A 25236-nucleotide genomic window follows, 5' to 3' on the forward strand; every position below is an offset into this window, starting at 1 on the left:
GCTAATCCGCGATGAACCTTCTTTAAGGGCTGTATAAATATGATTACTTGTTATGTTCGATATGTGATTGATCCTAAAAAGGTAAATGAGTTTGAGGCATACGCAAAAATGTGGATTCCTCTGGTCGCTAAATTCGGAGGTCAACACAATGGTTATTTCTTACCGTCGGAAGGGGCGAACAATATTGCCATGGCGCTGTTTACCTTTGAAAGTTTGGCTGCCTACGAAGAATATCGGGTTAAGTCGTTGAGCGATGCTGAGTGCATTAAAGCGTTTGAATTTGCAGACGAAGTTGATTGCATCGTGAGTTATGAACGCAGCTTTTTTAGACCTGTTTTAGAGTGATAGACCTTGCAACGTATAGCGTGGTGGCATCTAATGTACTGATTCACTGTTTGTGTATTTAGGTTCTGGTAAGGAGTTAGTTTGGCTAAGAAATATTATGTGGTTTGGAAAGGTCGCACACCGGGTATTTTTACCACTTGGAACGAGTGTAAATCCCAAGTCGATGGTTTCGCTGGTGCGAGATATAAATCGTTTCCAACACTAGACGAGGCTGAGTCTGCTTTCGGTGGTAAAACGTCGTCTGCGTCAGGTTCTACTGCGACAAAGCCAAGCTCTGCGGGTAAGTCGACGAAAGCTAAGGTGCCGCCTCTTTCGGAGCAGCAAATCACAGATATGCCTTTTGATATCAAGATCTTTACCGATGGTGCGTGTGAACCAAACCCTGGTGAAGCAGGGACGGGGTTAGCGGTATACCAAAACAACCAATTAACCGAATTGTGGTATGGCTTGTATCAACCTGTTGGTACCAATAATACCGCTGAGTTGCATGGCCTTAAACAGGCGTTTTTGCTCGCAAAAGAGAAGCTAAACGCGGGTCTGTCTGTAGCGATCTATTGTGACTCTAAGTACTCGATAGATTGTATTACTAAGTGGGCAACGGGTTGGGAGAAAAAGGGCTGGACTAAGTCGGGCGGCGAGATCAAAAACCTCGATATTATTAAGCTGGCGTATGCGCTCTACCAAGAGCTGGCTTCAAAAATTACCATCTACCATGTGAACGGACACGTTGGTATTGAAGGTAACGAATTGGCCGATAGAATGTCGATTGTGGCTATTTCATCGAAAGAGCAACAACTCGCTCAATATCGTGACATCGAAGATATTGAGTCTATTTTGGCACTGCGAGCAGGCTAGTTAGGCTTCTTAATGAAAAGCTACTGAAAGTCACTGAAAGCATAAGTCGCCATCATTAGGCAGTGCTAGACGAGCGTTACATTTCAAATCAATGTAGCGCTCTTTTGTTTTTATGGTGCATAGTCGTTCTTGTGAGACGCAGCAGCCCTTGCGATGCTTACTGCCTGAGTTCATCCTTATTGAGCAGGGTTCTCTATCCAACGAGATAATTGCTGAGCTTGTTTGATCGAATTAAAACTGTCTTTCACTCTCTCACGTGCCTTTAAACTCATCGATGTTTTATCGTTACTGCTCAGCTGCGCGAAACGCTCAATCGCTTCTCTTAATTCTTCCACGTTTTTTTCGCTAACCACAAAACCTGTCTCTGGTGAGACGATCTCTTTGCATCCCATGATGTTGGTGGTAATGACTGGCGTTCCCACAGCCATCGCTTCTTTTAAAACCAGAGGCCCTGTATCCACACATCCGGTTTCGGAAAAACAGAAGGGCGCGATTAGGCTGTCATAATTCGATAGTTTCTCTTTCACCCATTCATGAGGCTTAGCGCCAAGAAAGGTCACGTTTCGAGTGAGCCCATTTTCTTTGACCTGCAATTTTAATTGTTGCTCTAAATCGCCAGTACCGACGATATCGAGATGAATGTCGAGAGGTTCGGCAATCGGCGCCAATGCATCAATAAGATGGTGGATACCTTTTTGCTCCACTAATCGGCCAAGGAAAACAAAGCGAAGTTGCTTCGTTTCGATTTTTGGGTTGAGTTGGAATTGTTTGGTATTAACTCCGCAATGCAAGAGTTTAATGTTTCCTTTCGCCATGGTATTGAAGTCAGCAAGCATGTCTTTACACACTGCAACCACAAAATCACTCGATGAGATTTTATGTTCAATGTCATAAGCGAACTCGTAAACATCATGACCATGAGCAACGAACGAACAGGTGATATTCAGCAGCTTTGCCGCGACGATGGCGTGAGCTGTGGTGTGCTGACAGAAATGCGCATGTACGTGTTCGACGTCGTTTTCCGCGAGTTGCAGCGCTAATTTAAACCCATAAGCGAACAGTGACTTTTTCGGCATGCTGGTTTGCTTAGAAATAAATGAGACAGCCTTGATGAAACCTATCCAGTTAATGCTGGCGACTTTACCCTTCCGAACATTTTTACCTATTTCGACAATGTCGTAGTCGAACTGTTTTTCACTGTTTTCAATTTTGAACGTCATTACACAAACATCGTGCCCACACGCTTTCACAGAGTCGACTTCTGTTTGAATGAAGGTCTCACTGAGTACTGGGTAGGTTGGCGCCACAAATGCTACTTTCTTCATTCCTTACTCCTCAAATCCATATGACTAAAGCTATCAAGCCAAGGTAATAACCAATAAAGCAAGATACGAACCAAGATCGAATCGTAGCTTTGGAGGGCTTTCTGATTGCTTTTCGATGGTTACCCCTTAAGAGGTGGCTCGTTTTCTCAAATTGATAATCAAATTGGAGTTGCAGTTTTTTTGAACATCTGTGTTTGGTCGTCATTTTGAGAATGGACGCGTAGGTGGCTGATCTAGATGTGATTTCATAGCAAGACACTCTCGGCATAGAAAATGCAACGTCACCCATATAACGTATAAATCTGAGGGCGTCATTATGGCTAAAGTAAGTGTTGTTATTCCTACCTACAATTGTTTGGATTACCTGCCGAAAGCGATTGGCAGTGTACTAAAGCAGACTCATCAAGATGTTGAGCTGATTGTCATTGACGATAACAGTAACGATGGAACGTCGACGTATCTTGCTTCTATAGACGATGAACGCATTATTACGTTGTCCACATTGGGTGTTGGTGCGCCTCAAGCGAGAAACCTAGGGATTGAAAAGGCGACCGGTGAATACATCGCTTTTTTAGACGCAGACGATTTCTGGTTTCCTGAAAAAATTGAGCGCCAACTCGAATTTCATCAACGTTACCCTGATCTCGCGATGAGCTTTACTAACTACGAGCATCTTACTGAAGATTACCAAGTAATAGTCGACTGCTTTAGTTACTGGTCGCAGTTTCAAGATCAAGATGAGCTGTTCATCAATATCGAGAACCCGTTGGAGTTCATCATAGAAAATAACGTGATTGGAACATCAACGGTCATGGTGAAAGCGGATGTGTTTTCTCAAACAGACAGTTTCAATGCTGACATCAAGTATGGGGAAGATTGGGAACTGTGGCTTCGAATGAGTGAAAACCATCAGATCGGTGTGTTGAACTCGGTGCAGGTTGGCTACTTGATGAGAGCGAGCTCTGTTACCCAAACTGAAAGTCTTAAATTGAGAAATTTGCAGTCTATAGAGACTATTCTTCAACATTACCAAAATGACAGTCAACGATGGAATCTACCCACTTCTAGCTTCAAAATCGCAAAGGCGAGAATACTGGAAGGTTATGCTGACTATTATCGAGGTTTACAACAGAATAGACAGGCTATTGCCTACAGTTTCCGTTCTTTGGTCATGTCACCTCAAAAACGCACATTGCGACACCTAATTGGAGACTGTAAAAGTTTCCTAAAGCCAGCTTGGTAAGGAAAAGGTGACGACTATGGGTTCTTTAAAGCAGTCGGCTTACTACGCCATCGGTATATTAATGATGAAAGGGATTTCATTGGTGATGATCCCGTACATTACGCACAATATGACGTTGGCAGAGTATGGTTCCTTAGAAGCCATTGTCTTGCTGGCAGACATTGGGACGATATTGTTCAGCTTCGGTATTGTCGATGCCATGTATCGTTATGTGGGTGTCGCCGAAGGTGATGAAAAGCAAAAGCTCGTCTCGAACTGCTTCACATTGAGCGTGCTGGTGTGCGTGCTTGGGGGCGCCTTGATTGCCCTCAGTATGCCGTTGTTAATCTTAATGTTGCCAGTTGAATTCCAGCCTTACCAGATACTGCTTCTGCTTATTCCTACCATGCTCGATGGGGCGATTTCTATCCCGCTAACGCTGATGCGTATGAACGCGATGGCGAAACGTTTTTGCATGCTCAATGTGTTGAAAGCCGGTGTTCAAGCCATCATGACTTTTGTTTTGCTTGAGGCTGGATACGGTATAGATGGCGTGTTGATTTCAGCTGCGGTATCCAGTGTGTTGCTAATGGTTTGTTTAGTGCGTTATCAATGGCAAGAGATGGGATCTTTTGGTTGCTTCAAATACTCGGCGAAGATCTTAAAATTCGGACTGCCCGTTCTGGTTGGCGGTGCATCAATGTATATGATCATGGGGCTCGACCGCTGGGTAATGGCAAGCTTCGTCGGTGTCGAAGAACTCGCGATTTATGCGGTTAGCGGAAAGTTCGCGTTGATTCTTGGTCTGTTGTTGCAGCCTTACGCGCTTTGGTGGTTTCCAAACCGAGTGGCCATGTTGCAACAACCTGATGGTAAGAAAGAGTGTGCAGACAGAGCGCTAGTCGGAGTGAACCTCGCCATTGTTTTAGGTTCGTTGATGATTCTAACGGTACCCGGATTTATTTCTCTCATTTTACCGAGCAGTTATCATTACGCGGGGGCCATTGTTGTTGCGCTGCTTGCGATTAGCGTTATCAAAAATGCAGGTGATTATCTTAACCTTGGTTGTTTCAGTGGCGATTCGAGTCAATCTCAAATGTGGATTCAAGGTGGATGTGCGGTCTTGGCGGCCATTGGTTATTTCACAGTGACGCCTATTTATGGCGTGTGGGGTGTTGTCGCGGTTCTTTGTGCAACTTATGTTGTGCGGCTCATGCTTCTGTATGTTGTAAGCCAAGCGATGGAACAATTACCTTATGAACACAGCAAGTGGGTAACCGCAGTTAGCATCGCATTAGTAGCGATAGCGAGTGATCAACTTCTGGGATTGGTGTTGGTTGATGTCCATGACTTTATTCTTGGATCGGCTGTTGGTGTAATCGCGCTGGTGGCCTTTGTTAAATACTCAGTGATCGTTGTCCCGCAAGCTCTGCTCGACAAGTTGATGCTGGGTAAGCAGTCTCACGCAAGTTAAAATAAAACACTGTTCATAATGTGTGAGATCCGATAGTATTTATAAATTCAATGAATACCATCAATGGAAAGATACATGAACAAGTGGATTGTGCTCTCAGCTCTATTCTCAACCTTATCGTACGCTTCGTCTGAATTGTCTAACCACGACGTACTCACTCAGCACTTTGACGTTCCTGAAGCTATCTCCTTAGAAAATCAAAACAGGGTATGTAATAGCCTTGTTTGTAGTTCGGTGTCTGCGCCAAAATCTGTTCCTGCTGTTGGCGACTTCCCAGAGCGAGAATCAAACCCAACGATAGATACAATTGCGAGCGCTATCTATTTCGTCGGTGAGATTGGTGTCGCCGAAAATCTAGCGACACCCGAGTACGAACAGTTTTTTGAGAACTGATTGAAAATTTACTGTATAGATTTGGTGCTTATTTTTTATGCAGTTACAAAAGATATGAAATGCTGTTATAAACGATAAGACCTTGTTTAAGGATTTTATAATCACGGCATTTGGCAATTAGGAAGCACCAATGGAAATCTGGAAGTTAATGCTATTCATCCCCGCTTGTTTTGCGCTCAACATGACTCCTGGCCCAAACAATTTGTTATCAATGAACAACGCCCGTTGTTACGGATTTCAGGCCGCCTTTGTCGCAGGCCTAGGAAGAATCCTCGCTTTTTCTGGCATGATTGCTTTGGCTGCATCTGGCTTAGCGGTTGTGCTTTATACTTCTGAAACGCTGTTTTTCCTGATCAAACTATTTGGCGTGATGTATCTGTTGTGGATCGCGTTCAACCTATGGCGCTCACACGCCAGTCCGGTCGTGGATATCGAACGAAATAAGAATTGGTTTGGTCTGTTTAAACAAGAATTTGCACTCGCTGCTGGCAATCCAAAAGCGATACTCATTTTCACTGCATTCCTTCCTCAATTTGTCGATGTTTCAGCGAACGTAAATACTCAATTCTTTGTTTTAGGTAGCACCTTTCTAGTGTTAGAAATGCTCGCGATATCGATCTACGCGGCATTTGGCTTATACCTCAGAAACTGGTTCTCTAAGCCACAAATGGCAAAACGTTTCAACAAAGCGTGCTCGGTTTTTCTTGCGTTATCTGGCGCAAATTTGTTGGTTATTCGACAGTAAAACATAAGTAACCTAATCTACTCCTCAGGCGTTAGTTAAGTGGCATCTTCGTTAAGGTAGTTCGTAAGCCTTTAGGCTGTTGATATATTATTAATAGCACCTTTGAGTTTGCATGTTTAAACTTGAGGTTCGGTTTAAATGAGGTCTATCTATGAATGTTGTTTGTGCGGAAAAACAAGAACTGGCTGATATCTACCAGCTTGAACATGCTTTGTTTGGCGCTCACGCCTATCCGCTGTTTTTCTTTCGTCAGGCCTTTGATTGCTGGGGAAAAGGTTTATTGGTTGCTAAGCAAGACTCAAAGATTGCTGGCTATGCCTTAACGACAACCACAGACAAGCAGAATGAGTTTTGGGTCCTCTCATTGGCTGTAGACCAGAATTATCGTGGCATGGGAGTTGGCCGGAAACTGATGCAACAGGCGGTTGAGCAGTTGCCTCGAGATGCTAGGCTTTTGCTCACTGTAGACCCAAATAACACATCGGCTCGTGCGCTTTATGCATCGATGGGGTTCGTTACCATCAAGCAAGAAGACAACTACTTTGGTGATGATGAGCCGAGGTTAGTGATGAAGCTCATCATCTAGATTGTTGCTAACGGTTTTTAACAAAGGCGCTTAACTAAATCAAAGGCTCACACTTCAAAGACAATCTCGTAGCTCTAGGTTAGCATCACGATACCGTGCATTAACACGACACTAGAGGTCAGCCGAGTCCTCATATCAAAGTAGCCATCAGGACCTTGGCTCTGGTTGTCTTCTCTCATCGTCCTTTCAGCTCGCCAAACCGCAATATAACCAAAGATGAGAATCAGAGTTGTCACTAGCTCTTTTTGTTCGCCAAGCAATACTGCCAGCCAAGCGATGAGCACAATCGCGTTGCTTATTAGCAGTGCTTTGTTACTTGATTGGCTTTCAAAGTTTTCGATGCCATTTGCCCACAAGATCCCTGAAAGAAAACTCAAAATTGCCACGCTGTAGGTGATGAACAGCGTTTCACCGCTTATCCCCATAAATTGGCTGTCGGTGAGCGAAAGGAGAAGACCGAATAAAAACGGAATTAACCCCATGTACCCCAGTTTGGCCATGGTGTTACGGGTTTGAGTTGTTGCCATGTAATCCGCCTTCATAACTGCTGCTCAATCGCGTTTTTGAGCGTGGCACTCACTGGAGATGTGGAGCTAGGGAAGGTGGCGACGACTTTACCTTCTTTACTGATCAAGAATTTGTAAAAGTTCCATTTAGGCGTTACGCCCGCTTGCTGTTGTAACTCTGTAAACACGGGGTTGGCGTTGCTACCAGACAGTGAAGCTCGCGCCATCATTGGGAAGGTCACGCCATAGTCTAGGTAACAAACCTTTGCCGTCTTCTCTTCGCTTCCCTTGTCTTGGCGAAAATCATTACTTGGGAAACCGATAACCGTGAAGCCTTGGTCTTTGTAGGTTTGATGAAGTTGCTCGAGTTGCTCAAACTGCGGAGTGAAGCCACATTGGCTCGCTGTATTTACCACCAATAGAGTTTTGCCTTGAAACTCATCGCACAAGGCGATTTCTTCGGTTGAGTTTAACAAGCGCTGTTTGCCATTAAGTATTTCGGGACAGCTCGCTGCAAAGGCGATGGAACTCGTGAGGCTTGTAATCAGTGCGGTTGAGCAAAGTAGTGAACATTTCATAGGGTTGGCTCATTTTAGTTGGCGTAATGGTTATTACTCTTGAGCACGATGAAATGATCACTTTGCGTATTATTTACTGTCTCATTAACTCGCGCTTTTAGTTGTGATTTTGCTCTCTGAGATAAGATATGGAGCGACCAAGCGACTGATATTCACTTTTGCACCAAGGCGAGCCGCTAATAGATACATGCCACCAATTTTTCGGTGCAGGAACAGCGCATCGGCGGGCGGCGTATGCCAATACTCTTGTTCCATGCTCAAAATGGTGCCTGCTTCACGAAGCCTTTGTGCCAATCCACTGGCTTTGAAGTCGTACTCTTCGTCAACTAACATCGGCTCACAGGCCATCTTCACTAGATTTAGAATCGCTTGGCGTTGTTCGGGAAGAATTGTCTCGCTAAAGAATCCTATTTGCTCTAAAGCTCGGTTGAGCACTTGCTCATCGTTGTTAATGACAGAGGAAAAGGCCAAGCGATAACCCTCGCTGAAGCGGTCACTGTACTCACGGGTTGCTCCGAAATCTAATAAGCCAATTTGTCGGGTGTTTTCAACATAAAGGTAGTTGGCGAAATTGGGATCGGTTTGCACCATCTTAAAATCGAACAACTCTCTGAACAGAAGCTCCAGTAAGCTGTGCATTACAAAGTCACGTGTGCTTTGGTCGTAACTTTCGATTTGCTCTATCGAGACGCCTTCGATGAAGTCCATGGCGAGCACCGATTCTGAAGAGACTTGCGGATGAATCTTAGGTACGACGAAGTGAGAGTATTCTTTCAATGCATCATGGTAACGAGTTGCGTAATCAGCTTCGCGAGCATAGTCTGCTTCATCGTGGAGCTGTTTCTTTGCCTCTTCTAACAAGCCTTTGTAGTCGACCGACTTTGGTATCAAGCCAACAATATTGAGCAGCGTGCCCACGTTATCTACATCACTGTCGATACTTTTTCTAATGCCGGGGTATTGGACTTTGACTGCGAGTTTGTCCCCAGCATCACTATAGGCTTGGTGAACTTGTCCGATAGATGCACTGGCGATCGGTTTAAAATTGAAGGACAGGAATTCGGTTTTCCAATGGTTCCCGAGCGAGCTTTCTAACACTTGATTGAGCTGTTTTGTTGGCAGTGGATCGGCATCGGAGCGCAGGCGAGAGAGAATGTCGGCTAACTCTGGTTCTAAGACATCACCCGCATCCATTGATAGCATCTGTCCTAACTTCATAGCCGCACCGCGCAGGTGTGCGAGTTGATCGGTCAGGCGAGCAATGTTTTGTGGCGTTAACAGTAAGTCTTTTGCTTTGGGCCTGTTGCCTTGTGCAATTTGTTTGGTGCCTTCCGTTAGCACGTTACCCGCGACTCTTGTCGCCAACGAAGCGAACTTACTGAATCTAGAAATTCGATGTGTGGGAAGGTTTCTCTCTTTTGCCGACATAAAGGTTCTCTCTGGGAATCAGGGTTGATACCAATCGTAGTAAATAACTGTTCACCCTAGCTTGTTAAAAATCTCGATAAAGTCGTTAGATTTTTTGATTGTAGAATAACTACTTATCGAAACTTCTTGTCGAAAAGAGCCGCCTTGTTCTCAAGCTTTTTTCCTGCGCTATTTCTTGACACTTACCTACTGTGATTGGTATGACTACAAAGTTCTATCAATCATTACACAACCGTATGTTTTGTTGTGCTAACTTGTCGCGTGGAACAGTAAACAGAATTAAAAGGACAAAGCATGAAATTTATTTGGTTGAAAGTGGCCGTTACGGTATTGGTGTTCGCAGCCCTATTTGGCATCGTTTACTACAAAGTCGCCAGCGGCATGTCTTAACTCAACACTATTTTGTGCAGCTGTTACCGTTGCAACGTGATTTTCCGGTTAGCCAAAACGAAATCTTATATCGATTTTTGGCAAACCGTAGATAACACCAATCTGCCATTGGCTTAAAAATCGCCCAACGTAACGGGGCATACAGCCAACCCTTTCCTACTAGCTTCCACGCTTGGTAAGTCACGTCTAAACCGAGCAGCAGCTTTCCGTTTTCGTCCAGTGCATGCAAGATTGTATTGGCTGCCTCGGCATCTATTTGCGGGTAGTTTGAAAACGCTTCACTGTAGATATCGACGGTCTGGATCTGATCTTTGGAATCAGACTTAGTCAGTGCTGCCATCTCTTTTGCACAAAGTGGACAGGTTCCATCGTAAAATATCGTTAATGCAGTCATTGTTTTCCTTACTATTTTCGTCAATTCTCATTGATACGACATCACCATTTAGGTGGATCATTCTGCCCAGTTATCCGACACTGTTATTGTGACAACCAATTTACAGTATCATCTCGAGGTAACATCCGTTCCATGCATTTAAAAAATAAGAGCCTATCTCCAATGACAACAAAGTTAATGAACCGTTTGATTATAGCTGTGACAGCCCTGATGCTCAGTGGTTGTGTTAGCTACAGCATTACCGAGCAAGAAATGACGAAGTACCTTGAAGACTCAGTGATGCTAGAACAAGAGGTTGGTGTGCAAAGTGTGATGTACGCACAAGTGGCTGTGGATGATCTAGAAGTGCAAATTGGTCGAGCCGATGCACAACGCGTGTCCGTGTTGGCGAATACCAATGCAAAAGTTCAAGTGTTCAATATGCCTAATATGGGGTTGGATTTAGACTTAGAGTTCAGCGCGATTCCCGAATACGACAAGGAGAGTGGCGAGGTGTATCTAAAGTCGCTGCGACTAGAGCGCTTTGAAGAAAAAGGCAAACAGCTTTCGCCTGAAATAGAGACACTACTCAAACCAGCTGTATCGATGATAGGTTTTGCTTTGTCCCAGTCTCCGGTTTACAAACTCGACAGCAACAAGGTTCAAGAGTCGTTGATTAAGTCATCGGAACCCAATCTAGTGATTAAAGACAATAAATTGGTTATCGAATTGTTTGATTAACCCTCAGTGCATTAGTTTTGACTAAGCTCTCACCCATAATGGCTGCCTACTAGGTAGCCATTTTTGTTTGAGCTCAGTCGGTCATGACTGTTTTTAGTCGGTTTACTCACCTTGTCTATCAGTCTCATTTATTGAATTCGCTGGGTATCTCACCTTTACTTTACTCTTGTGAGCAAGTCATCGCTTCAGTCATCAAATCATAAGAAAGAAAAGGTGAGCGAACTATGAAGAATCCAGTGATAGCGGATACCAAGCCAGTCAAAGTGGAGCTAACAGAAGGGGAGGAGTATTACTTCTGTACCTGTGGGAAATCGAAAAACCAACCGTTTTGTGATGGTTCTCATGCAGGAACGGGCTTCAAACCGAAGAGTTTCGTGGCCGAGGAAACCGGCGACGCTTACCTGTGCCGCTGTAAGTATTCGAACAATCTCCCTTTCTGTGATGGCACCCATAAACAGTTTACGGCTGAGCAAGTGGGCCAAGAAGGCCCTGATGTTCATATCCAAGCGGCAACGCCCGATCTCTCACCTGCGGCTTCTGCAACCAAAGAAGAGCCCACGGTCGAGTTCATTCATCAATTAGCACGAGATGGCTTATCCAAAGTGGGTCACCATGGGCCAATGACTTCAATGGGCGTTCCAAGATATCTATTGCCTCACTGGGATGATATTCAAGTGATGGTTGCTCAAATGGCGACCAAACCTCTGTTGGAACATGTGCCCGTCGGTACTGAGCTTATTATTGGGCCAAAAGCGAAAAAGCCACTCAAGTTGAACATATCTTTGTTTGTTTCTGATATGAGTTTTGGGTCGTTGTCTGAAGAAGCGAAAATCTCTTTAGCGACAGGCGCGGAACTTGCGGGAACGGGGATCTGCTCGGGTGAGGGCGGAATGTTACCCGAAGAGCAAGCGGCGAACTCACGTTACTTTTACGAACTAGCCAGCGCACAATTTGGTTACGATGAATCTAAGCTCAAAAATGTCCAGGCCTTTCATTTTAAAGGTGGGCAGGGGGCTAAAACCGGAACAGGTGGTCACTTACCTGGGGCGAAGAACATTGGCAAGATAGCTGAGGTGCGCGGCATTGAAGCAGGTACCGCTGCGATTTCCCCACCCACCTTTGTTGATCTAAAAACCGTCGAGGATTTCAAAAATTTTGCCGACCGAGTTCGAGAAGTGACAGGCGGAATCCCAATTGGCTTCAAGTTGAGTGCCAATCATATTGAAGAGGATATTCAGTTTGCGCTTGATGCCAGTGCCGATTACATCATTTTGGATGGTCGAGGCGGTGGTACTGGGGCGGCGCCAGAAATGTTCCGTGACCATATCAGTGTGCCGACCATTCCAGCGCTTGCTCGTGCCAGAGCCTATCTAGACAAGCAAGGCGTAAGTGACAGAGTCACCTTAATCATTACTGGTGGGCTTCGTGTTCCAATGGACTTCGTAAAAGCGATGGCGCTTGGTGCAGATGGTGTCGCAATCTCGAACAGTGCCATGCAGTCGATAGGGTGTGTTGCCGCCCGAATGTGTAACACCAATAATTGCCCGGCGGGCATCGCGACTCAAAAAGCCGATTTACGCCAACGGTTAAATGTCGAGAAGGCATCGAATCAATTGAAGAACTTCTTCGAAGCCTCGACTGAATTGATGCAAGTGATGGCGAGAGCGTGTGGTCATGATCATTTGAATCAGTTTAATCCTCACGATTTGGCAACATGGAATCGCGAAATGGCCGAGCTATCCGGTGTCGCTTACTCTGGTGTCTGTCCATTAAATCACTTTAAGTAAATAATACTTCGATAAAGCACACTCAATGTATTTGGGGTGTGCTTATTTTTGCCTGTGCAATGCCAATCGATGTTTAATCCTTCGTAATTAACTGCTTTATAAGTGTTTTTAAATTATTTCCTATTTTTTTAAAATATCACTTTACCTTAAGTTAACTTGAGGTTTTATCATCATCCCCAATCTAAAAACACAATCTATCACCTTGTCGCCTAGTGCAGGTTTTGATGTTATCAAACAGACGTTACGAATCTTCAGTTATGAACTTTGAGCTCCGTAATTGAAGTCATGAGTGCATAAAGGTGAGAAAACTGAACAAGGATCAACAATGAAAGTATTAGCAATTGGCGCAACCAACAGTAAAGCATCGATTAACCAACAATTGGCAGCGTACACCGCAAGCTTAGTTGAGGGCGCGCAAGTAGAGGTGCTCGATCTTAATGATTTCGAGATGCCTATTTATAGTGAAGACAGAGAAAAAGAGTCCGGCGTTCATCAACACGCGCAGCGCTTTTTCAGCAAGATTGGCGAAGCTGATGCTGTGGTCATCTCTTTTGCAGAGTACAACGGTTCATACACCGCAGCTTTTAAGAATGTGTTTGATTGGACATCACGAATCGACATGAAAGTGTATCAAGGTAAACCTGTGGTTATGCTCTCCACATCACCAGGCCCCGGTGGCGCAAGCTCTGTGTTGTCGTCTGCGGTAAATTCCGCACCTTACTTTGATGCTGATGTGAAGGGGTCGATGTCGGTGCCAAGGTTCTACGACAACTTTAATGTAGAAACGGGTGAGATCATCAATACCGAAATGGCCGAGAGCCTGAAATCGATCATGAGTCAGATCTAACTGCTTCAGTGAGTGAGAGAATTACTACATCGGTGCACAGATAAATAGATAAATAAGTAGATACATACATAAATGGCCATCAAGCGATGGCCATTTAATTGCGTCATTATCTATTGTGATAACTCTGCTTCGGTGTCAACGAAGATACCTTGAATGTCTTTCGCTTCACGCTCAGTTTGACCACCGTGTTTTAGAAACGCACCGATAATTACTGCGGTTTTCTGCTCTTTTGCGCGCTCTAAGAAGTAACGAAGTTCTAGTTCAGCGCCCGCTTGCTCATCTTTGATTGAGGCAGCGATGATCTCTTTGTACATCACGATATCACGTACTTCTAATTGGCTGATTACACCGAGTGTCGCTGCTAAGAAACCCTCTAGCTCTGCCTTCGGTACAAACTGCGTGATGATGTTACGCTCTTCTGCTTGTTGAGCCGTAAAATCGTTACCAAGCAGCAAAGCTTGTAGCGCTTTGTTTTTGCCCATGCGTCTTGCAAATTGAACTGCGCCTTGGCCACCCGTTGGGATGTTTACATGAATTTCTGGTTGTGCGAACGCCGAGTTTTCAGTGCCGTAAGCAAGGTCACACGCCATCACAAATTCATTACCGCCCCCACGAGCTACGCCATCAACTACCGCGACAGAGACTTGTTTCATCGCTTTAATGTTCTCAATCATGTGGTTGAATTCAATCGAACCAGCTTGTCCACCTTGTGTACCGTTGATCACATTGAGATCTAGGTGAGCCAGAAAGAAGCTCTCATGTAATGATTTGAAGACCACAACCTTAGTATCACGATCATCTTTCAATGAAAGTACAAAGGCATTGATCTCGTTGATCAAGTCGAAAGTCAGCACGTTCACTGGTGGGTTGTTGATCGATACTGTTGCGATGCCATTTTGGTTAGTCACAGATAGTAGTGTCATGGGGTGTTCCTCTATTAGGTCGGGACTGAATGTTGTCTCCGTTATGTGCAGCTACTATAGATTTGTAATAAGATGAGAAAAATAGTCATATTGGCACTTGATTGGTGCCTTAAATGCAACAAAGGGCGTTATGGATATATCGAGTCGTTTATTATTGTTACTTGAAGTGGTTGAGCTGGGTTCGTTTGTCAAAGTGGCGGAGCAAAGAAACGTCGACCGTTCCGTTATCTCTAAACAGATCAGCCGTCTTGAAGAAGAGCTGGATGTTCGGTTACTCAATCGAACCACTCGTTCGTTATCTCTGACAGCTGCAGGCAATGAGATGGTCAATCAAGCGCATCAGCTTCGTGCACTGTTGAACGATACTCGACGCTTGGCGCAAAATTATCATGCAGAGCCTCGAGGGTTATTAAGAATCACCAGCTCGACCATGTTCGGTCGACAATATGTTCAGCAGGCGATTGCGGTTTTCCAGAAGCAGTATCCAGATGTTGATTTTGAATTGAGACTCGAAGACCGAATCGTCGATATGGTTAAAGAAGGGTTTGATATTGGTTTCCGTATTGGTAAGCCCAAAAACTCCAGCCTAATCAGCCGTAAGATAGCCAGAAGTCGATTGCTGATTGTCGCTTCACCTGAGTTCATTGCTCAGCATGGCGAGATCAACACCATCGAAAAGTTAGAGTCATTACCTGCGACTATCTATGCCGCTCCGGGTTTGTTGATTGATAAGTTTTCTTATGTCGATCAAGAGGGGCAAGCGCAGCATTTCCAGCTTAATGCCGCTTATAAAGTGAATGACGTTGAGATGATTTCCAAGAGCGCGCTAACTGGCAGTACTCTCGCGGTTGTCACGGCGCAGATGATTGAAGATGAAGTGCTCAGTGGAGAGTTAGTGCCTATTATGACTCACTTAAACTTGGATGACTTTGGCACTTTCTATGCGGTGTACCCACATCGAGATGCACCCATAAAAACCAAGCTCTTCATTGATACATTGAAAACCATTGTCGGTGAAGATAAACCTGTGTGGGAGCAAGGCATTCCCGGGTTTGACGACATGTATGGTAATCAGCGAACAAAATCATAGCTCAAAAAAATCAATACGTTAGGTTGCTTTGTTGCGCGTATTTTGTAATCTAGCCCAAACCTAAGTTTGAACGCAAACTTCAAGTTAAAATGAACTATAGTATACTGGTTATTATCAGGAAGAAACGGCTATTCAAACAGGAAGTGAAAGATCATGAGAAATATCGTATACCTCACCATAGGCCAGTTGGCTGAGCGCAGTGGCGTGGCTCCTTCGGCCTTACGCTTTTACGAAACCAAGGGGTTGATTGCTTCAATTCGTACTAACGGAAATCAGCGCCGTTATCAGTCGGCGATGTTGAGAAGAATTGCTTTGATACAAGTCGCGCAGTCGATAGGCTTCACGCTGGAAGAGATCACCGAAGAATTATCGACACTGCCGATGAACCATACCGCGACTAAGCGAGACTGGGAGCGGGTTGCTAAGAAGTGGCAGGGTCAACTCGACAGCAAAATGGCGCAGATTAAATCGCTACAAGAGAACTTAACCGGCTGTATCGGTTGCGGATGCTTGAGTATGCAAAAGTGCAACTTGCTAAATCCTGATGATATCTTGCATGACCAAGGGCAGGGCGCACAACGAATTGTTGAACAGACTAACTGAGTTCCCGAAAGGCATGGAGCAACGAACTAAGTTTCAGGTGTTTGCTCAATGGGTTAAGCAACAGTTGTGACCGAATAGCGTGCCTAGACAAACACGAATTATAGGTCTAGTTTAGGTTGTTCTTTCAATAGAAGAAGAGGTTAGTTATGTTCAGCCATGTTTTTCTCGGTACCGAAGATATTGAACGCGCGAAGGCTTTTTATGACCCAATCATGAAAGTGCTTGGTTATAGCGAAGGCTCTGTTGATTCTAAAGGGCGCTGTGTTTACGTTAGTCAAACAGGTGTGTTGGGCTTAACGAAGCCGATTGATGGTCAGCCTGCGACTCACGGCAACGGCATGACGGTGGGTTTTCTTGCGTCTTCTCCTGAAGTTGTAGATGAGTGGCATCGAGTTGGCGTCGAAAATGGCGGTACCAGCATTGAAAATGGCCCCGGAGCGAGAGGTTCTGACGAGCGTCGCTTGTACATGGCTTATTTGCGAGATCCTGATGGAAACAAGATTTGTGCAACGCACTTTATGCCGTAGTTTACGTTATGCCATCGTTCATTTTATGCCACAGTGGCGTATACTTAGATCATATTGATGGTTCGGAGTTGGCTAAGTTGCGGCTCTGGACTTGTTAGCTTCCCGATAACTCAAAATTTTGCAAAGGACTGGCTAGATGAAACCGAACGAACTGTTTTATGAAAGTTTTGAGCGCTGCCGGATTGACCAAGAATTTCTCGAAACGTTTTTGGCTGATTTTTGCGAGCATAACCCAAGGTTTTCAGAACGTTTTGAAAATATAGGGTTAGAGCAACAAACCAAGATGCTTAAAGCCTCGATCATTCTTATCTATAACTCTGCTGGTCTACCAAGCGTGCGTAACTCAGTAAAGAAATTGGGTAAAAGGCATAAAGACCTAGGGCTGGATATTTCCGAGATTGAGCTCAACGAGTGGTTCAATTCGTTACTCAATACAGTTAAAAAATATGACCCTCACTACGATGAAAGCGTCGAACAAGCTTGGACAGAAACTCTCGAGGCCGGCTTAACTATCATGAAGAAAGAGTGCGTAGTTCCAAACACTGTGAATAACTAGGTCGTTGATGGGTAGTTTTGCTTGTTCGTTAGTTAAAACCGGCATTAACTCTTGAAAGATTGACATTGTCAGGTAAGCCTAACGATATCAGGCTTACCTCTTATTGTTTGACTAGAAATGAGCAGCCCAACCAATCAGGAACCCTTGCGATGCGGTATCGTATTCAAAGGTCCCCTTGTTTTCGTAATCAACCCAGGTCGATTTGTAGGCAACATTTAAGTCAGACCAACTGTTTATCTGGTATCGCACGCCAGTTAACAGAGATGAGGTAAAGTTGGTGTCACTACCAAGCCCTGCATCAATGGTTGCGTGAAACTTCCAATCCTTATTGATCTGCGTTATCCATCTCACACCTACTTGGTAGTCAACCCAATCTTCATCAAGTGATCGGTCGACACTTAACCTACCACCTGAACCGTAAAGCTTGGTATCAATGTCGTTATCCCACCAACGAAGCCCAAACAGATAATCAATCGTGCCAAAATCGTATTGGTAGCGCTTAAAACCCTTCACATCTAAAACACCTTGTCGGATATCAAGGTTGCCTCTTAATAACTCTGCGTTGGATCCTAATACCGAGTTTGTTTTTCCGCTTAGTTTCATGAAGCTGTAGTCAATGTAATAGCCCCATTGATTGTCATAGTCACCCTCTAAACGCACCATTGCGGTCATATCAAGATGATCCATGATGAATGAAGGATCAACATCAACATCTGCTGACAAATTACCAATGGTGCTGTCTCCACGAATATTGAGTGCGAGCGCGTAGATTTCGAAACTATGTTGCCACTTTTTTGTATCCATCGGTGTACTTGCTTCTTGCGCACTTACGGTTGAACTAGCCATTAATACTGATGCGATTAGGTAACGCCATTTAGCCATATCGATATCCTTATCTTTTGTGTGAAGTAGCAAGTTTATGAATGTGCCTTCCGGGGGGCAATTTTCATATATGCAACTTGTATATTGCTGATTGTAGACTATGTTTTTTGAAATGAGCCAAGTTAAAAGAGTTAGGGTATGAAGCCACAGAGTATTTTCTTGTTCGTTGCAGTTTTAGGTTTAACACCTATTGCACTGTCTTATGGTTATGCCCCCGTAGTCTCTCTTGACTATCTATTTGGTATCGACGCCACACCCATCAACGTTACTCATATCTTTCGTGCAGTGATGGGGCTTTATTTAGCTCTGGCGTTGTTTTGGGTGTTTGGCGCACTGTTCAAAAAGTATCGACTGCCAGCGCTCTATAGTTTGGTGGTATTCATGTTGGGTTTAGCTGCCGGACGAGTCATCAGTTTGGTGGTGGATGGCATGCCGCATTGGCTACTTTTTGTTTATCTAATATTGGAGTTGGGCTTTGGTTTAGTTGGTTTAAAAATGATTCATAAAGAGCAATCTGAAACAGTATAAGGACATTCTATGAAAAGGATTTTCCACCTTGTTGTGATGAGTGTGTTGAGTAGCTTTTCGCTATCGGCATGGTCAGCACAAGAGCAACCGAATATTTTTGTTATCTTCACGGATGATATTGGGATCTCAAACCTGAGTGCTTATCACAATGGTGTGATGAGTAGTGAAACACCAAACATCGATAGTATTGCTGAAAAGGGCATGCTACTCACAGATTATTATGCGCAGCCATCGTGTACGGCCGGGCGCTCTGCATTCTTAACGGGGCAACTTCCTGTTCGAACAGGCATGCACTCTGTTGGGTTACCGGGTGGCCCAGTTGGTTTAAGTGCTGACACGCCAACGCTTCCTGAGGTTCTTAAAACCATGGGTTATGTGACGGGTCAATTTGGTAAGAACCACCTTGGTGACCGAGATGAATTCCTACCAACAATGCACGGATTTGATGAGTATTGGGGTTGGTTGTATCACTTGAATGCAATGGAATACACAGAAGATCCAGATTGGCCAAAAGATGGCTCTTTGGATGCCTTTGCACCTCGTAATGTCATATACGCAAGATCAGACGGTAAAGGTGGTCAAACGATCGAAGACGATGGTGCATTGTCGATCGAGCGTATGCGTACACTCGATGACGAAGTAAATAAACACGCGATCAACTTCATCGAAAGGGCGGTTGAGGCGGATAAGCCCTTCTTCACTTGGTACTGTCCATCACGCGGTCACGTTTGGACGCACCTTTCACCTGAATACGAAGCGATGCTCGGCCAAAACGGTTGGGGCCTTCAAGAAGTGGTCATGAAAGATCTTGATGATCACGTCGGTGAGATGATGGCGAAGATGGAAGAACTCGGTATTGCCGACAACACCATCATCATTTTCACTGCCGATAACGGCCCTGAGATCATGACTTGGCCTGATGGCGGCATGACACCTTATCACGGTGAGAAAGGCACAACTTGGGAAGGTGGCGTAAGAGCCCCTGCTCTGGTTAGCTGGCCGGGTAAAATCCCTGCGGGTACTGTAGGCAATGGCATCTTTGATGGTATGGACTGGTTACCCACTCTGGTCGCTGCGGCTGGTGGTCCAACGGATCTAAAAGAAAAACTGCTGAAAGGTCACGATGGCTTTAAAGCGCACCTTGATGGTTACAACCAAGTGGATATGCTGACTGAGAAAGGCGAGTCAAACCGTAAAGAGATCTACTACTACGAACGAGACAAGCTGCAAGCGGTTCGTGTTGGTGATTGGAAAGCGCATTTCGTGGTTCAGAATCACGGTTGGAGTGGCCCGAAAGAAGAACTTAACGCGCCATTGCTGTTCAACCTGCGTCGTGATCCTTACGAGCGAGCAGCTGAAGAGTCGGGTATGTACTTGAAATGGATGGGGCAGAAGATGTGGGCATTTGGCCCTGCTCAAGCGGCGGTACAGCAACACCTAGCGACCTTCAAAGAGTGGCCACCTAAGACGCCAGAAACTCAGCCAGACAATACCGGTGGTGTGGGGAATTAGCGTACACTCACTTCCAGAACCTAAATAAACAAAGCTCAGCCCCTAAGTTTTAGAAACCTAGGGTGTTGGGCTTTTGTTTTGCTAAAAGAAAAAGGCTATCAGAAGAAGTGAACTAGTCCTCAAGAGGAAGCTGATAGCTGTTTTTCAACTCTTTTACTGAGATGTTCGACTGAATCGCACTCACGCCTTTGACTCGTCTGATCGAGCTAATACGCTCAAAGTACTCTTCCAAATCTTTGGCCAACACTTGCACCATGTAATCGGCGCCGCCTGCAATGCAGTGACACATAGGAATCCAATCGGTTACCGCGACAAATTCTTCGAATGGTTCTGTGTTTTCAACTTCATGGTTACCCAAGGTCACAAGAGTAAAACCAGCCACATGAAAGCCTAATTTCTTACGATTCAGCTTAGCGGCGTAACCATCGATATAGCCAGTTTCCTCCATGCGTTTCCAACGACGCCAGCATGGGGTTTCGCTGAGGTTGACCTTCTCTGCGAGCTTGCTGTTGCTCATGCGTCCGTCTTGCTGGATATGCTCTAAGATGGCGATATCTGTGTCATCCAATACTTCTTTGGTGGATTCTTTCTGTTTCATGGCTATTTTGGAAAATTCTTGCTCAAATTTGGATTAATATTAGCCTATATAGCAATTTAATTCCTAGTCGAATCTGTAAACTCTCTCCCTATAAATACTTTACTTATTAGGAGTGAGAGGAAATGAGCTCTCAATTAATGCTGGCGTTCTTGCTATTTTCAACATCAATTGCAATTACCCCTGGGGCAGGCAATATCGCATTACTTGGGATTTCAAGTCGTTATGGATTTGCTGCGACTTTACCTTTTATCTCTGGGAACGCTGTTGGCATCATCATCGTACTGGCGGGTTCTAGTGTCGGTTTGGTGAGCCTATTTACCCTTTACCCAGAGCTATACAGCATTTTGAAATACGCGGGTGCGGCTTATTTGCTGTTCATGGCGTGGTCGATTGCTAATATGCAAATCGAAGAAAGCACCACCGACAATCGTTCAGGCTTTGTGTCGGGTGTGTTGGTGCAGGTGTTAAATCCTAAAGGTTGGATAGCGTCATTAACCGTGTTTTCGCAGTTCATCACTCCGAATGCAGATTACTTGATTCAAGTCGTGACCATTATCGCGGGTATGGTGATTACCGGTGTACCGTGCATGTTGGTGTGGGCGTATTGCGGCACCATGCTTAAAAAGCTACTGCAATCACCAAAACAGATGATGTTTGTGAACCGTTGCTTGGGCGGAAGCTTAGCGATGGTGGTTGCCTTTATGCTTTATCAACCGGCGTAAATCACAAAGAAAAAAACCACTCCTAAATCCATAGGAGTGGCGTCTAAATGTCGACTAAGTCGTTAACAGTAAAGAATTAAGTTAACAAATATTTAAGGAGCTTGAGTTAAAAGCTTTAAGCTTTTCAGTGTAAAGGTTAAGCGGTTTCAGCCTCTTTAACTGGAGCTGAGTTACGGATTAGGTGGTCAAATGCACCTAAGCTTGCTTTCGCACCTTCACCCATCGCAATGATGATCTGTTTGTAAGGTACGGTTGTTACGTCACCCGCTGCGAACACACCTTTCATTGATGTTGCGCCATGAGCGTTAATTTCAATTTCACCGCGTGGTGAGAGCTCAACTTTCGAACCCTTCAACCATTCGCTGTTTGGCATCAGGCCGATTTGAACAAAGATACCTGCGAGTTCAATCTGTTTAAGTTCATCGGTGTTGCGGTCTTTGTATTCCAGACCGGTTACACGGTTGCCATCACCAATCACTTGCGTTGTTTGTGCCATCTTGATGATTTCGATGTTTGGTGTTGCGTTCGCTTTGTCGATAAGCACTTGGTCAGCGCGCAGTGTGTTCGCAAACTCAAGCACAGTTACGTGTTCCACGATACCTGCTAGGTCGATAGCCGCTTCAATACCTGAGTTACCGCCACCGATAACCGCTGTTTTTTTGCCTTTGAACAATGGACCGTCACAGTGTGGGCAGTAAGCAACACCTTTGTTGCGGTACTCTTGCTCGCCCGGAACGTTCATTTCACGCCAGCGAGCACCTGTACTTGTGATAACCGTGCGAGCTCGTAGTGTTGCGCCGCTCTCTAGCTCAACGTGGATGTAACCGTCTTCAGTGTCTTCTGCCGCAATGATGTTTGCAGCGCGCTGCTCAGTCATTACTTCAACACCGTACTCTTTTACGTGCTCTTCAAGGCTTGCCACTAATTTAGGGCCGGTGGTTGCTTTCACTGAGATAAAGTTCTCAATCGCCATGGTGTCCATCACTTGGCCGCCGAATCGGTCAGCAACCACACCAGTACGAATGCCTTTACGTGCAGCATAAATTGCCGCTGAAGAACCTGCAGGGCCGCCGCCGACAACCAATACATCAAACGGTGCTTGTTGGTTTAGGTTTGCTGCTTTCTTTTCCGCTGCGCCTGAATCAACCTTGTTAAGGATTTCAGCCAGTGACATACGGCCTTGACCAAATAGCTCACCATTAACGAATACACTTGGTACTGCCATGATGTCGCGAGACTTCACTTCATCTTGGAATGCTGCGCCGTCGATCATCGTTGTCTTAACCAGAGGATTAATCGCCGACATCATATTGAAGGCTTGAACCACTTCTGGACAGTTTTGGCATGAGAGCGAGATAAAAATCTCTACATTAAGCTCTTGATCGAGTTCTTTAATTTGCTCGATTACGTCCGCTTCAAGCTTGATAGGGTGACCACCACTATGAAGCAGTGCTAGAACCAGTGACGTAAATTCGTGACCCATTGGCAAACCGGCAAAACCGATCGCGGTGCCTTTCTCTTGGTTCACGACCTGCATGATAGGGCTGCGAGTGCTTGCGCTGTCATCGCGAGTCACTTCAATTTTATCGGTTAAAGACGAGATGTCATTCGCCAGATCTTGAAGTTTGTTCGCGGTGTCGCTGCCATCCAGGCTAAGCACTAACTGAACATTGGTTTTTAGGTTTTCTAGGTATGCTTTTAGCTGCTGCTTCATTGCTTGATCTAACATAATCGTGCCTGCTCTTAAATTCTGTGTCTTGGTATTGACCAATACCTTCTTGCTGAAAAAGGAAAATAAAAAGGGGGCGCAAGTCGGCAAATATTGTGGTGTTGATGTTTTGAAAGGGTGGCGCGCGACTGCCCTTTAGGAGGGGGGCCGAAGCGCGCCTGTAGAACCGTTTAGCTATTCTTGTTAGCTAGGCTTAGATTAAATCTTGCCTACTAGGTCTAGAGATGGAGCTAGAGTCTCTTCGCCTTCTTTCCATTTAGCTGGGCAAACTTCACCTGGGTTAGCGGCTACGTATTGTGCTGCTTTAACCTTGCGTAGTAGGTCTTCTGCGTCACGGCCGATGCCTTCAGCTGTGATTTCCATTGCTTGGATAACGCCTTCAGGGTCGATTAGGAACGTTGCACGGTCTGCAAGGCCTTGACCTTCACGCATAACGTTGAAGTTATTTGTGATGTTGCCAGTTTGGTCGCCTACCATGAAGTATTCGATAGTGCCGATTTTGTCAGAAGTATCGTGCCATGCTTTGTGAGAGAAGTGAGTGTCAGTTGATACTGAGTAAACTTCTACGCCGCGAGATTGAAGCTCTGCGTATTTGTCTTGTAGGTCAACTAGCTCAGTTGGACATACAAACGTAAAGTCTGCTGGGTAGAAGAAGAATACAGCCCACTTGCCTTTAACGTCTTGCTCAGTGATTTCTACGAATTCGCCGTTTTTGAATGCTGTTGCGTTGAATGGTTTGATTTCTGTGTTGATCATGATTTGACTCTCTTTCTAATTTATAGTGTTTAACGCTATCCCGCGTCGATGTAGATATATTGCATTGCCACCGAAAATTAGTGAAATCGGACATTTCTATAGATTCAATAGGCGAATCCTATCTTCGAAAGGAAAGGACTATCGGTAAAAGCTATCAACAAAAACGATTAACAAAAGCCATCAAACATCAGCAACCCCAATTTGAGTAGCTATGCTTTTTAGGTTGTTCTCTATTTAGGTAAGCAGTATTTGGTTCAGTATCTATGTAGGTAAGGGGAAGTACGGTTTCTTTACGCGAGTTGAGTTGAGTTGTTATACCAATCTGTAAATAACAAAAAATTATCATTAATATAATTTATGATAATTTCAGTTAATCGTCACATCTCCATATACTCTCTTCATCGAAACGAAACATCGAAGCCAGTCTTCGAAACGCACAGAATTAAAAACGAATTTGGAGCAAGTTATGAAAATGAATCACGTAGGCATCATGGTTGGCGACATGGACAAAGCAGTCGAGTTTTACACTAAGGCTCTGGGTCTAAGAATCGTAATGAACAACACTAAGGTTTTGGAAGAGCGCGAATCAGCAATCGGCCGTATGTGTATCGCAGTATTTGGCGAAGGCTTCAAAGGCTTCAACATTGCACACCTAGTCACATCTGATGGCATCGGTGTTGAGCTGTTCGAAATGAAAGATCGTCAAGAGCGTCACGAAGTAGACTTCTCTCGTCTAGGCATCTTCCACTTCTGTCTGCAACTTCCAAAAGAGCAGTTTCATTCAGCTATTAAGCGCGTTGAAGAGTTTGGCGGTAAGGTACGTATGGACATTCACCGTTACCACCCAGAAGACGAATTAAAACAAGCACAAATGGTTTATCTAGAAGACCCGTTTGGCAACCTATTCGAGTTCTACTCTCACTCATACGAAGATACGTACGCGACTGATTACGAGTAATAGACGCCATCTACCTGTCGTAAGGTAGAAAACCGAAACACCCCCTAAAGAGGATTGGTAGAGATACCAATCTTTTTTTTGTGTCTGCGATATTGAGTGGAAGGTTACGGATAAACCAAGTCAAAGGAGTGCTTTGTGCTCTTCGTTGCACTAAAACAAGCCGACAGTGTTGCTCTATAGTGCAGCACTGGCTAAAGATGAAACTTAACTGATTGATAAGTATGATGTTAAACCATTGGCATATATGTTGCTCTATT

Annotated in this window: 28 protein-coding genes; 18 read left to right on the forward strand and 10 right to left on the reverse strand. The window is 44.8% G+C overall.

From position 1 onward, the window contains the following. Positions 1–39 precede the first annotated feature (39 nt). Together AB4307_RS00770 and AB4307_RS00775 are read left to right on the forward strand one after the other, a co-directional pair. Positions 40–345 (forward strand): NIPSNAP family protein, encoded by a 306-nt coding sequence (locus AB4307_RS00770; RefSeq protein ID WP_017062221.1) that lies wholly within the window; start codon positions 40–42, stop codon positions 343–345. Positions 346–426: 81 nt separating this feature from the next. Continuing rightward, positions 427–1200 (forward strand): ribonuclease H1 domain-containing protein, encoded by a 774-nt coding sequence (locus tag AB4307_RS00775; protein WP_137001297.1) that lies wholly within the window; start codon positions 427–429, stop codon positions 1198–1200. 176 nt (positions 1201–1376) lie between these two features. On the opposite strand, the gene AB4307_RS00780 is transcribed toward AB4307_RS00775, so the two are convergent. Next, positions 1377–2525, reverse strand: coding sequence for a glycosyltransferase family 4 protein (locus tag AB4307_RS00780; RefSeq protein ID WP_372083966.1), 1149 nt, complete (start codon positions 2523–2525; stop codon positions 1377–1379). Positions 2526–2841: 316 nt separating this feature from the next. Here AB4307_RS00780 and AB4307_RS00785 point away from each other — a divergent pair, with 316 nt between their 5' ends. The 5 genes from AB4307_RS00785 to AB4307_RS00805 all read left to right on the forward strand — a co-directional run bounded on the left by AB4307_RS00785 (position 2842) and on the right by AB4307_RS00805 (position 6945). Continuing rightward, positions 2842–3768, forward strand: coding sequence for a glycosyltransferase family 2 protein (locus tag AB4307_RS00785; protein WP_017062218.1), 927 nt, complete (start codon positions 2842–2844; stop codon positions 3766–3768). A 16-nt stretch (positions 3769–3784) separates the two neighbouring features. Then, entirely contained in the window at positions 3785–5221 is a 1437-nt protein-coding gene (locus AB4307_RS00790) for a lipopolysaccharide biosynthesis protein (protein ID WP_372130799.1), read from the forward strand. A 75-nt stretch (positions 5222–5296) separates the two neighbouring features. Beyond that, positions 5297–5614 (forward strand): hypothetical protein, encoded by a 318-nt coding sequence (locus tag AB4307_RS00795; protein WP_017070274.1) that lies wholly within the window; start codon positions 5297–5299, stop codon positions 5612–5614. Positions 5615–5744: 130 nt separating this feature from the next. Further along, positions 5745–6359 (forward strand): LysE family translocator, encoded by a 615-nt coding sequence (locus tag AB4307_RS00800; protein ID WP_372130800.1) that lies wholly within the window; start codon positions 5745–5747, stop codon positions 6357–6359. A gap of 151 nt (positions 6360–6510) precedes the next feature. Further along, the gene (locus AB4307_RS00805; RefSeq protein ID WP_017062214.1) at positions 6511–6945 is read left to right on the forward strand and encodes a GNAT family N-acetyltransferase; all 435 of its coding nucleotides are present in this window, start codon (positions 6511–6513) and stop codon (positions 6943–6945) included. Between the two features lie 74 nt (positions 6946–7019). On the opposite strand, the gene AB4307_RS00810 is transcribed toward AB4307_RS00805, so the two are convergent. From AB4307_RS00810 to AB4307_RS00825, 4 genes are all read right to left on the reverse strand, one after another. After that, positions 7020–7487 carry a DUF3429 domain-containing protein gene (locus AB4307_RS00810; protein ID WP_372130802.1) on the reverse strand — a complete coding sequence of 156 codons (468 nt, stop codon included), beginning with the start codon at positions 7485–7487 and terminating at the stop codon, positions 7020–7022. After that, positions 7484–8029 (reverse strand): glutathione peroxidase, encoded by a 546-nt coding sequence (locus AB4307_RS00815; protein ID WP_372130804.1) that lies wholly within the window; start codon positions 8027–8029, stop codon positions 7484–7486. Before AB4307_RS00815 ends, AB4307_RS00810 begins: the two co-directional genes overlap by 4 nt. A gap of 84 nt (positions 8030–8113) precedes the next feature. Continuing rightward, positions 8114–9457, reverse strand: a complete 1344-nt coding sequence (locus AB4307_RS00820) for an ABC1 kinase family protein (RefSeq protein ID WP_017070278.1) — start codon at positions 9455–9457, stop codon at positions 8114–8116. 397 nt (positions 9458–9854) lie between these two features. Continuing rightward, the gene (locus AB4307_RS00825) at positions 9855–10241 is read right to left on the reverse strand and encodes a thiol-disulfide oxidoreductase DCC family protein (RefSeq protein ID WP_017062190.1); all 387 of its coding nucleotides are present in this window, start codon (positions 10239–10241) and stop codon (positions 9855–9857) included. 162 nt (positions 10242–10403) lie between these two features. Here AB4307_RS00825 and AB4307_RS00830 point away from each other — a divergent pair, with 162 nt between their 5' ends. From AB4307_RS00830 to AB4307_RS00840, 3 genes are all read left to right on the forward strand, one after another. Next, a complete protein-coding gene (locus AB4307_RS00830) occupies positions 10404–10961 on the forward strand; it encodes a YceB family lipoprotein (RefSeq protein WP_017065247.1) in 558 nt (185 codons plus the stop codon). A 224-nt stretch (positions 10962–11185) separates the two neighbouring features. Next, on the forward strand, positions 11186–12748 hold the full coding sequence (locus tag AB4307_RS00835; RefSeq protein WP_372130806.1) for a glutamate synthase-related protein: 1563 nt from the start codon (positions 11186–11188) through the stop codon (positions 12746–12748). A gap of 325 nt (positions 12749–13073) precedes the next feature. Then, positions 13074–13595: an NADPH-dependent FMN reductase gene (locus tag AB4307_RS00840; protein ID WP_372130808.1), complete on the forward strand. Its 522-nt coding sequence runs from the start codon at positions 13074–13076 to the stop codon at positions 13593–13595. Between the two features lie 110 nt (positions 13596–13705). Here the strand turns inward: AB4307_RS00840 and AB4307_RS00845 are convergent, their stop codons facing one another. Then, on the reverse strand, positions 13706–14518 hold the full coding sequence (locus AB4307_RS00845) for an enoyl-CoA hydratase/isomerase family protein (RefSeq protein ID WP_372130810.1): 813 nt from the start codon (positions 14516–14518) through the stop codon (positions 13706–13708). Between the two features lie 130 nt (positions 14519–14648). Here AB4307_RS00845 and AB4307_RS00850 point away from each other — a divergent pair, with 130 nt between their 5' ends. The 4 genes from AB4307_RS00850 (at position 14649) to AB4307_RS00865 (ending at position 17294) form a co-directional block, all read left to right on the forward strand. Further along, complete coding sequence (locus AB4307_RS00850) at positions 14649–15608, forward strand: LysR family transcriptional regulator (protein ID WP_012604456.1); 960 nt, start codon at positions 14649–14651, stop codon at positions 15606–15608. 153 nt (positions 15609–15761) lie between these two features. Further along, positions 15762–16211 carry a redox-sensitive transcriptional activator SoxR gene (gene soxR, locus AB4307_RS00855; RefSeq protein WP_017062186.1) on the forward strand — a complete coding sequence of 150 codons (450 nt, stop codon included), beginning with the start codon at positions 15762–15764 and terminating at the stop codon, positions 16209–16211. A gap of 146 nt (positions 16212–16357) precedes the next feature. Then, a complete protein-coding gene (locus AB4307_RS00860; RefSeq protein WP_102393686.1) occupies positions 16358–16738 on the forward strand; it encodes a VOC family protein in 381 nt (126 codons plus the stop codon). A gap of 136 nt (positions 16739–16874) precedes the next feature. Beyond that, positions 16875–17294: a globin family protein gene (locus AB4307_RS00865; RefSeq protein ID WP_017071826.1), complete on the forward strand. Its 420-nt coding sequence runs from the start codon at positions 16875–16877 to the stop codon at positions 17292–17294. Positions 17295–17405: 111 nt separating this feature from the next. Here the strand turns inward: AB4307_RS00865 and AB4307_RS00870 are convergent, their stop codons facing one another. Next, positions 17406–18176, reverse strand: a complete 771-nt coding sequence (locus AB4307_RS00870) for a DUF481 domain-containing protein (RefSeq protein WP_102320542.1) — start codon at positions 18174–18176, stop codon at positions 17406–17408. A gap of 138 nt (positions 18177–18314) precedes the next feature. On the opposite strand from AB4307_RS00870, the gene AB4307_RS00875 reads away from it, so the two are divergent. Both AB4307_RS00875 and AB4307_RS00880 read left to right on the forward strand, forming a co-directional pair. Next, complete coding sequence (locus AB4307_RS00875) at positions 18315–18704, forward strand: DUF4345 domain-containing protein (protein ID WP_017071827.1); 390 nt, start codon at positions 18315–18317, stop codon at positions 18702–18704. Positions 18705–18713: 9 nt separating this feature from the next. Continuing rightward, positions 18714–20216 (forward strand): arylsulfatase, encoded by a 1503-nt coding sequence (locus AB4307_RS00880; protein ID WP_372072962.1) that lies wholly within the window; start codon positions 18714–18716, stop codon positions 20214–20216. Between the two features lie 112 nt (positions 20217–20328). Here AB4307_RS00880 and AB4307_RS00885 read toward each other — a convergent pair whose 3' ends face one another. Beyond that, entirely contained in the window at positions 20329–20814 is a 486-nt protein-coding gene (locus AB4307_RS00885) for an Lrp/AsnC family transcriptional regulator (RefSeq protein ID WP_102320540.1), read from the reverse strand. Positions 20815–20936: 122 nt separating this feature from the next. Here AB4307_RS00885 and AB4307_RS00890 point away from each other — a divergent pair, with 122 nt between their 5' ends. Then, on the forward strand, positions 20937–21536 hold the full coding sequence (locus AB4307_RS00890) for a LysE family translocator (protein ID WP_017071831.1): 600 nt from the start codon (positions 20937–20939) through the stop codon (positions 21534–21536). Between the two features lie 136 nt (positions 21537–21672). Here AB4307_RS00890 and ahpF read toward each other — a convergent pair whose 3' ends face one another. Both ahpF and ahpC read right to left on the reverse strand, forming a co-directional pair. After that, positions 21673–23265 (reverse strand): alkyl hydroperoxide reductase subunit F, encoded by a 1593-nt coding sequence (gene ahpF, locus AB4307_RS00895; RefSeq protein WP_102320539.1) that lies wholly within the window; start codon positions 23263–23265, stop codon positions 21673–21675. Positions 23266–23463: 198 nt separating this feature from the next. After that, positions 23464–24021, reverse strand: coding sequence for an alkyl hydroperoxide reductase subunit C (gene ahpC / locus AB4307_RS00900; RefSeq protein WP_016798107.1), 558 nt, complete (start codon positions 24019–24021; stop codon positions 23464–23466). Positions 24022–24487: 466 nt separating this feature from the next. On the opposite strand from ahpC, the gene AB4307_RS00905 reads away from it, so the two are divergent. Next, positions 24488–24979 (forward strand): VOC family protein, encoded by a 492-nt coding sequence (locus AB4307_RS00905; RefSeq protein ID WP_372130812.1) that lies wholly within the window; start codon positions 24488–24490, stop codon positions 24977–24979. The last annotated feature ends 257 nt before the right edge of the window (positions 24980–25236 follow it).

The sequence above is a fragment of the Vibrio sp. 10N.261.52.C2 genome (genome assembly GCF_041471425.1).
In the GTDB taxonomy this organism is placed as follows: domain Bacteria; phylum Pseudomonadota; class Gammaproteobacteria; order Enterobacterales; family Vibrionaceae; genus Vibrio; species Vibrio crassostreae_C.

Bases quoted from the DNA above. Each gene is read 5' to 3' on its own strand.
- AB4307_RS00880 (WP_372072962.1), top strand. From the start codon at position 18,714: ATGAAAAGGATTTTCCACCTTGTTGTGATGAGTGTGTTGAGTAGCTTT.
- AB4307_RS00785 (WP_017062218.1), top strand. From the start codon at position 2,842: ATGGCTAAAGTAAGTGTTGTTATTCCTACCTACAATTGTTTGGATTAC.
- AB4307_RS00840 (WP_372130808.1), top strand. From the start codon at position 13,074: ATGAAAGTATTAGCAATTGGCGCAACCAACAGTAAAGCATCGATTAAC.
- AB4307_RS00890 (WP_017071831.1), top strand. From the start codon at position 20,937: ATGAGCTCTCAATTAATGCTGGCGTTCTTGCTATTTTCAACATCAATT.
- AB4307_RS00795 (WP_017070274.1), top strand. From the start codon at position 5,297: ATGAACAAGTGGATTGTGCTCTCAGCTCTATTCTCAACCTTATCGTAC.
- AB4307_RS00815 (WP_372130804.1), bottom strand. From the start codon at position 8,029: ATGAAATGTTCACTACTTTGCTCAACCGCACTGATTACAAGCCTCACG.
- AB4307_RS00875 (WP_017071827.1), top strand. From the start codon at position 18,315: ATGAAGCCACAGAGTATTTTCTTGTTCGTTGCAGTTTTAGGTTTAACA.
- AB4307_RS00830 (WP_017065247.1), top strand. From the start codon at position 10,404: ATGACAACAAAGTTAATGAACCGTTTGATTATAGCTGTGACAGCCCTG.
- AB4307_RS00805 (WP_017062214.1), top strand. From the start codon at position 6,511: ATGAATGTTGTTTGTGCGGAAAAACAAGAACTGGCTGATATCTACCAG.
- AB4307_RS00780 (WP_372083966.1), bottom strand. From the start codon at position 2,525: ATGAAGAAAGTAGCATTTGTGGCGCCAACCTACCCAGTACTCAGTGAG.
- AB4307_RS00860 (WP_102393686.1), top strand. From the start codon at position 16,358: ATGTTCAGCCATGTTTTTCTCGGTACCGAAGATATTGAACGCGCGAAG.
- AB4307_RS00905 (WP_372130812.1), top strand. From the start codon at position 24,488: ATGAAAATGAATCACGTAGGCATCATGGTTGGCGACATGGACAAAGCA.
- AB4307_RS00810 (WP_372130802.1), bottom strand. From the start codon at position 7,487: ATGAAGGCGGATTACATGGCAACAACTCAAACCCGTAACACCATGGCC.
- AB4307_RS00770 (WP_017062221.1), top strand. From the start codon at position 40: ATGATTACTTGTTATGTTCGATATGTGATTGATCCTAAAAAGGTAAAT.
- AB4307_RS00825 (WP_017062190.1), bottom strand. From the start codon at position 10,241: ATGACTGCATTAACGATATTTTACGATGGAACCTGTCCACTTTGTGCA.
- AB4307_RS00845 (WP_372130810.1), bottom strand. From the start codon at position 14,518: ATGACACTACTATCTGTGACTAACCAAAATGGCATCGCAACAGTATCG.
- ahpF (WP_102320539.1), bottom strand. From the start codon at position 23,265: ATGTTAGATCAAGCAATGAAGCAGCAGCTAAAAGCATACCTAGAAAAC.
- AB4307_RS00885 (WP_102320540.1), bottom strand. From the start codon at position 20,814: ATGAAACAGAAAGAATCCACCAAAGAAGTATTGGATGACACAGATATC.
- AB4307_RS00870 (WP_102320542.1), bottom strand. From the start codon at position 18,176: ATGGCTAAATGGCGTTACCTAATCGCATCAGTATTAATGGCTAGTTCA.
- AB4307_RS00835 (WP_372130806.1), top strand. From the start codon at position 11,186: ATGAAGAATCCAGTGATAGCGGATACCAAGCCAGTCAAAGTGGAGCTA.
- AB4307_RS00820 (WP_017070278.1), bottom strand. From the start codon at position 9,457: ATGTCGGCAAAAGAGAGAAACCTTCCCACACATCGAATTTCTAGATTC.
- AB4307_RS00850 (WP_012604456.1), top strand. From the start codon at position 14,649: ATGGATATATCGAGTCGTTTATTATTGTTACTTGAAGTGGTTGAGCTG.
- AB4307_RS00865 (WP_017071826.1), top strand. From the start codon at position 16,875: ATGAAACCGAACGAACTGTTTTATGAAAGTTTTGAGCGCTGCCGGATT.
- AB4307_RS00790 (WP_372130799.1), top strand. From the start codon at position 3,785: ATGGGTTCTTTAAAGCAGTCGGCTTACTACGCCATCGGTATATTAATG.
- AB4307_RS00800 (WP_372130800.1), top strand. From the start codon at position 5,745: ATGGAAATCTGGAAGTTAATGCTATTCATCCCCGCTTGTTTTGCGCTC.
- soxR (WP_017062186.1), top strand. From the start codon at position 15,762: ATGAGAAATATCGTATACCTCACCATAGGCCAGTTGGCTGAGCGCAGT.
- ahpC (WP_016798107.1), bottom strand. From the start codon at position 24,021: ATGATCAACACAGAAATCAAACCATTCAACGCAACAGCATTCAAAAAC.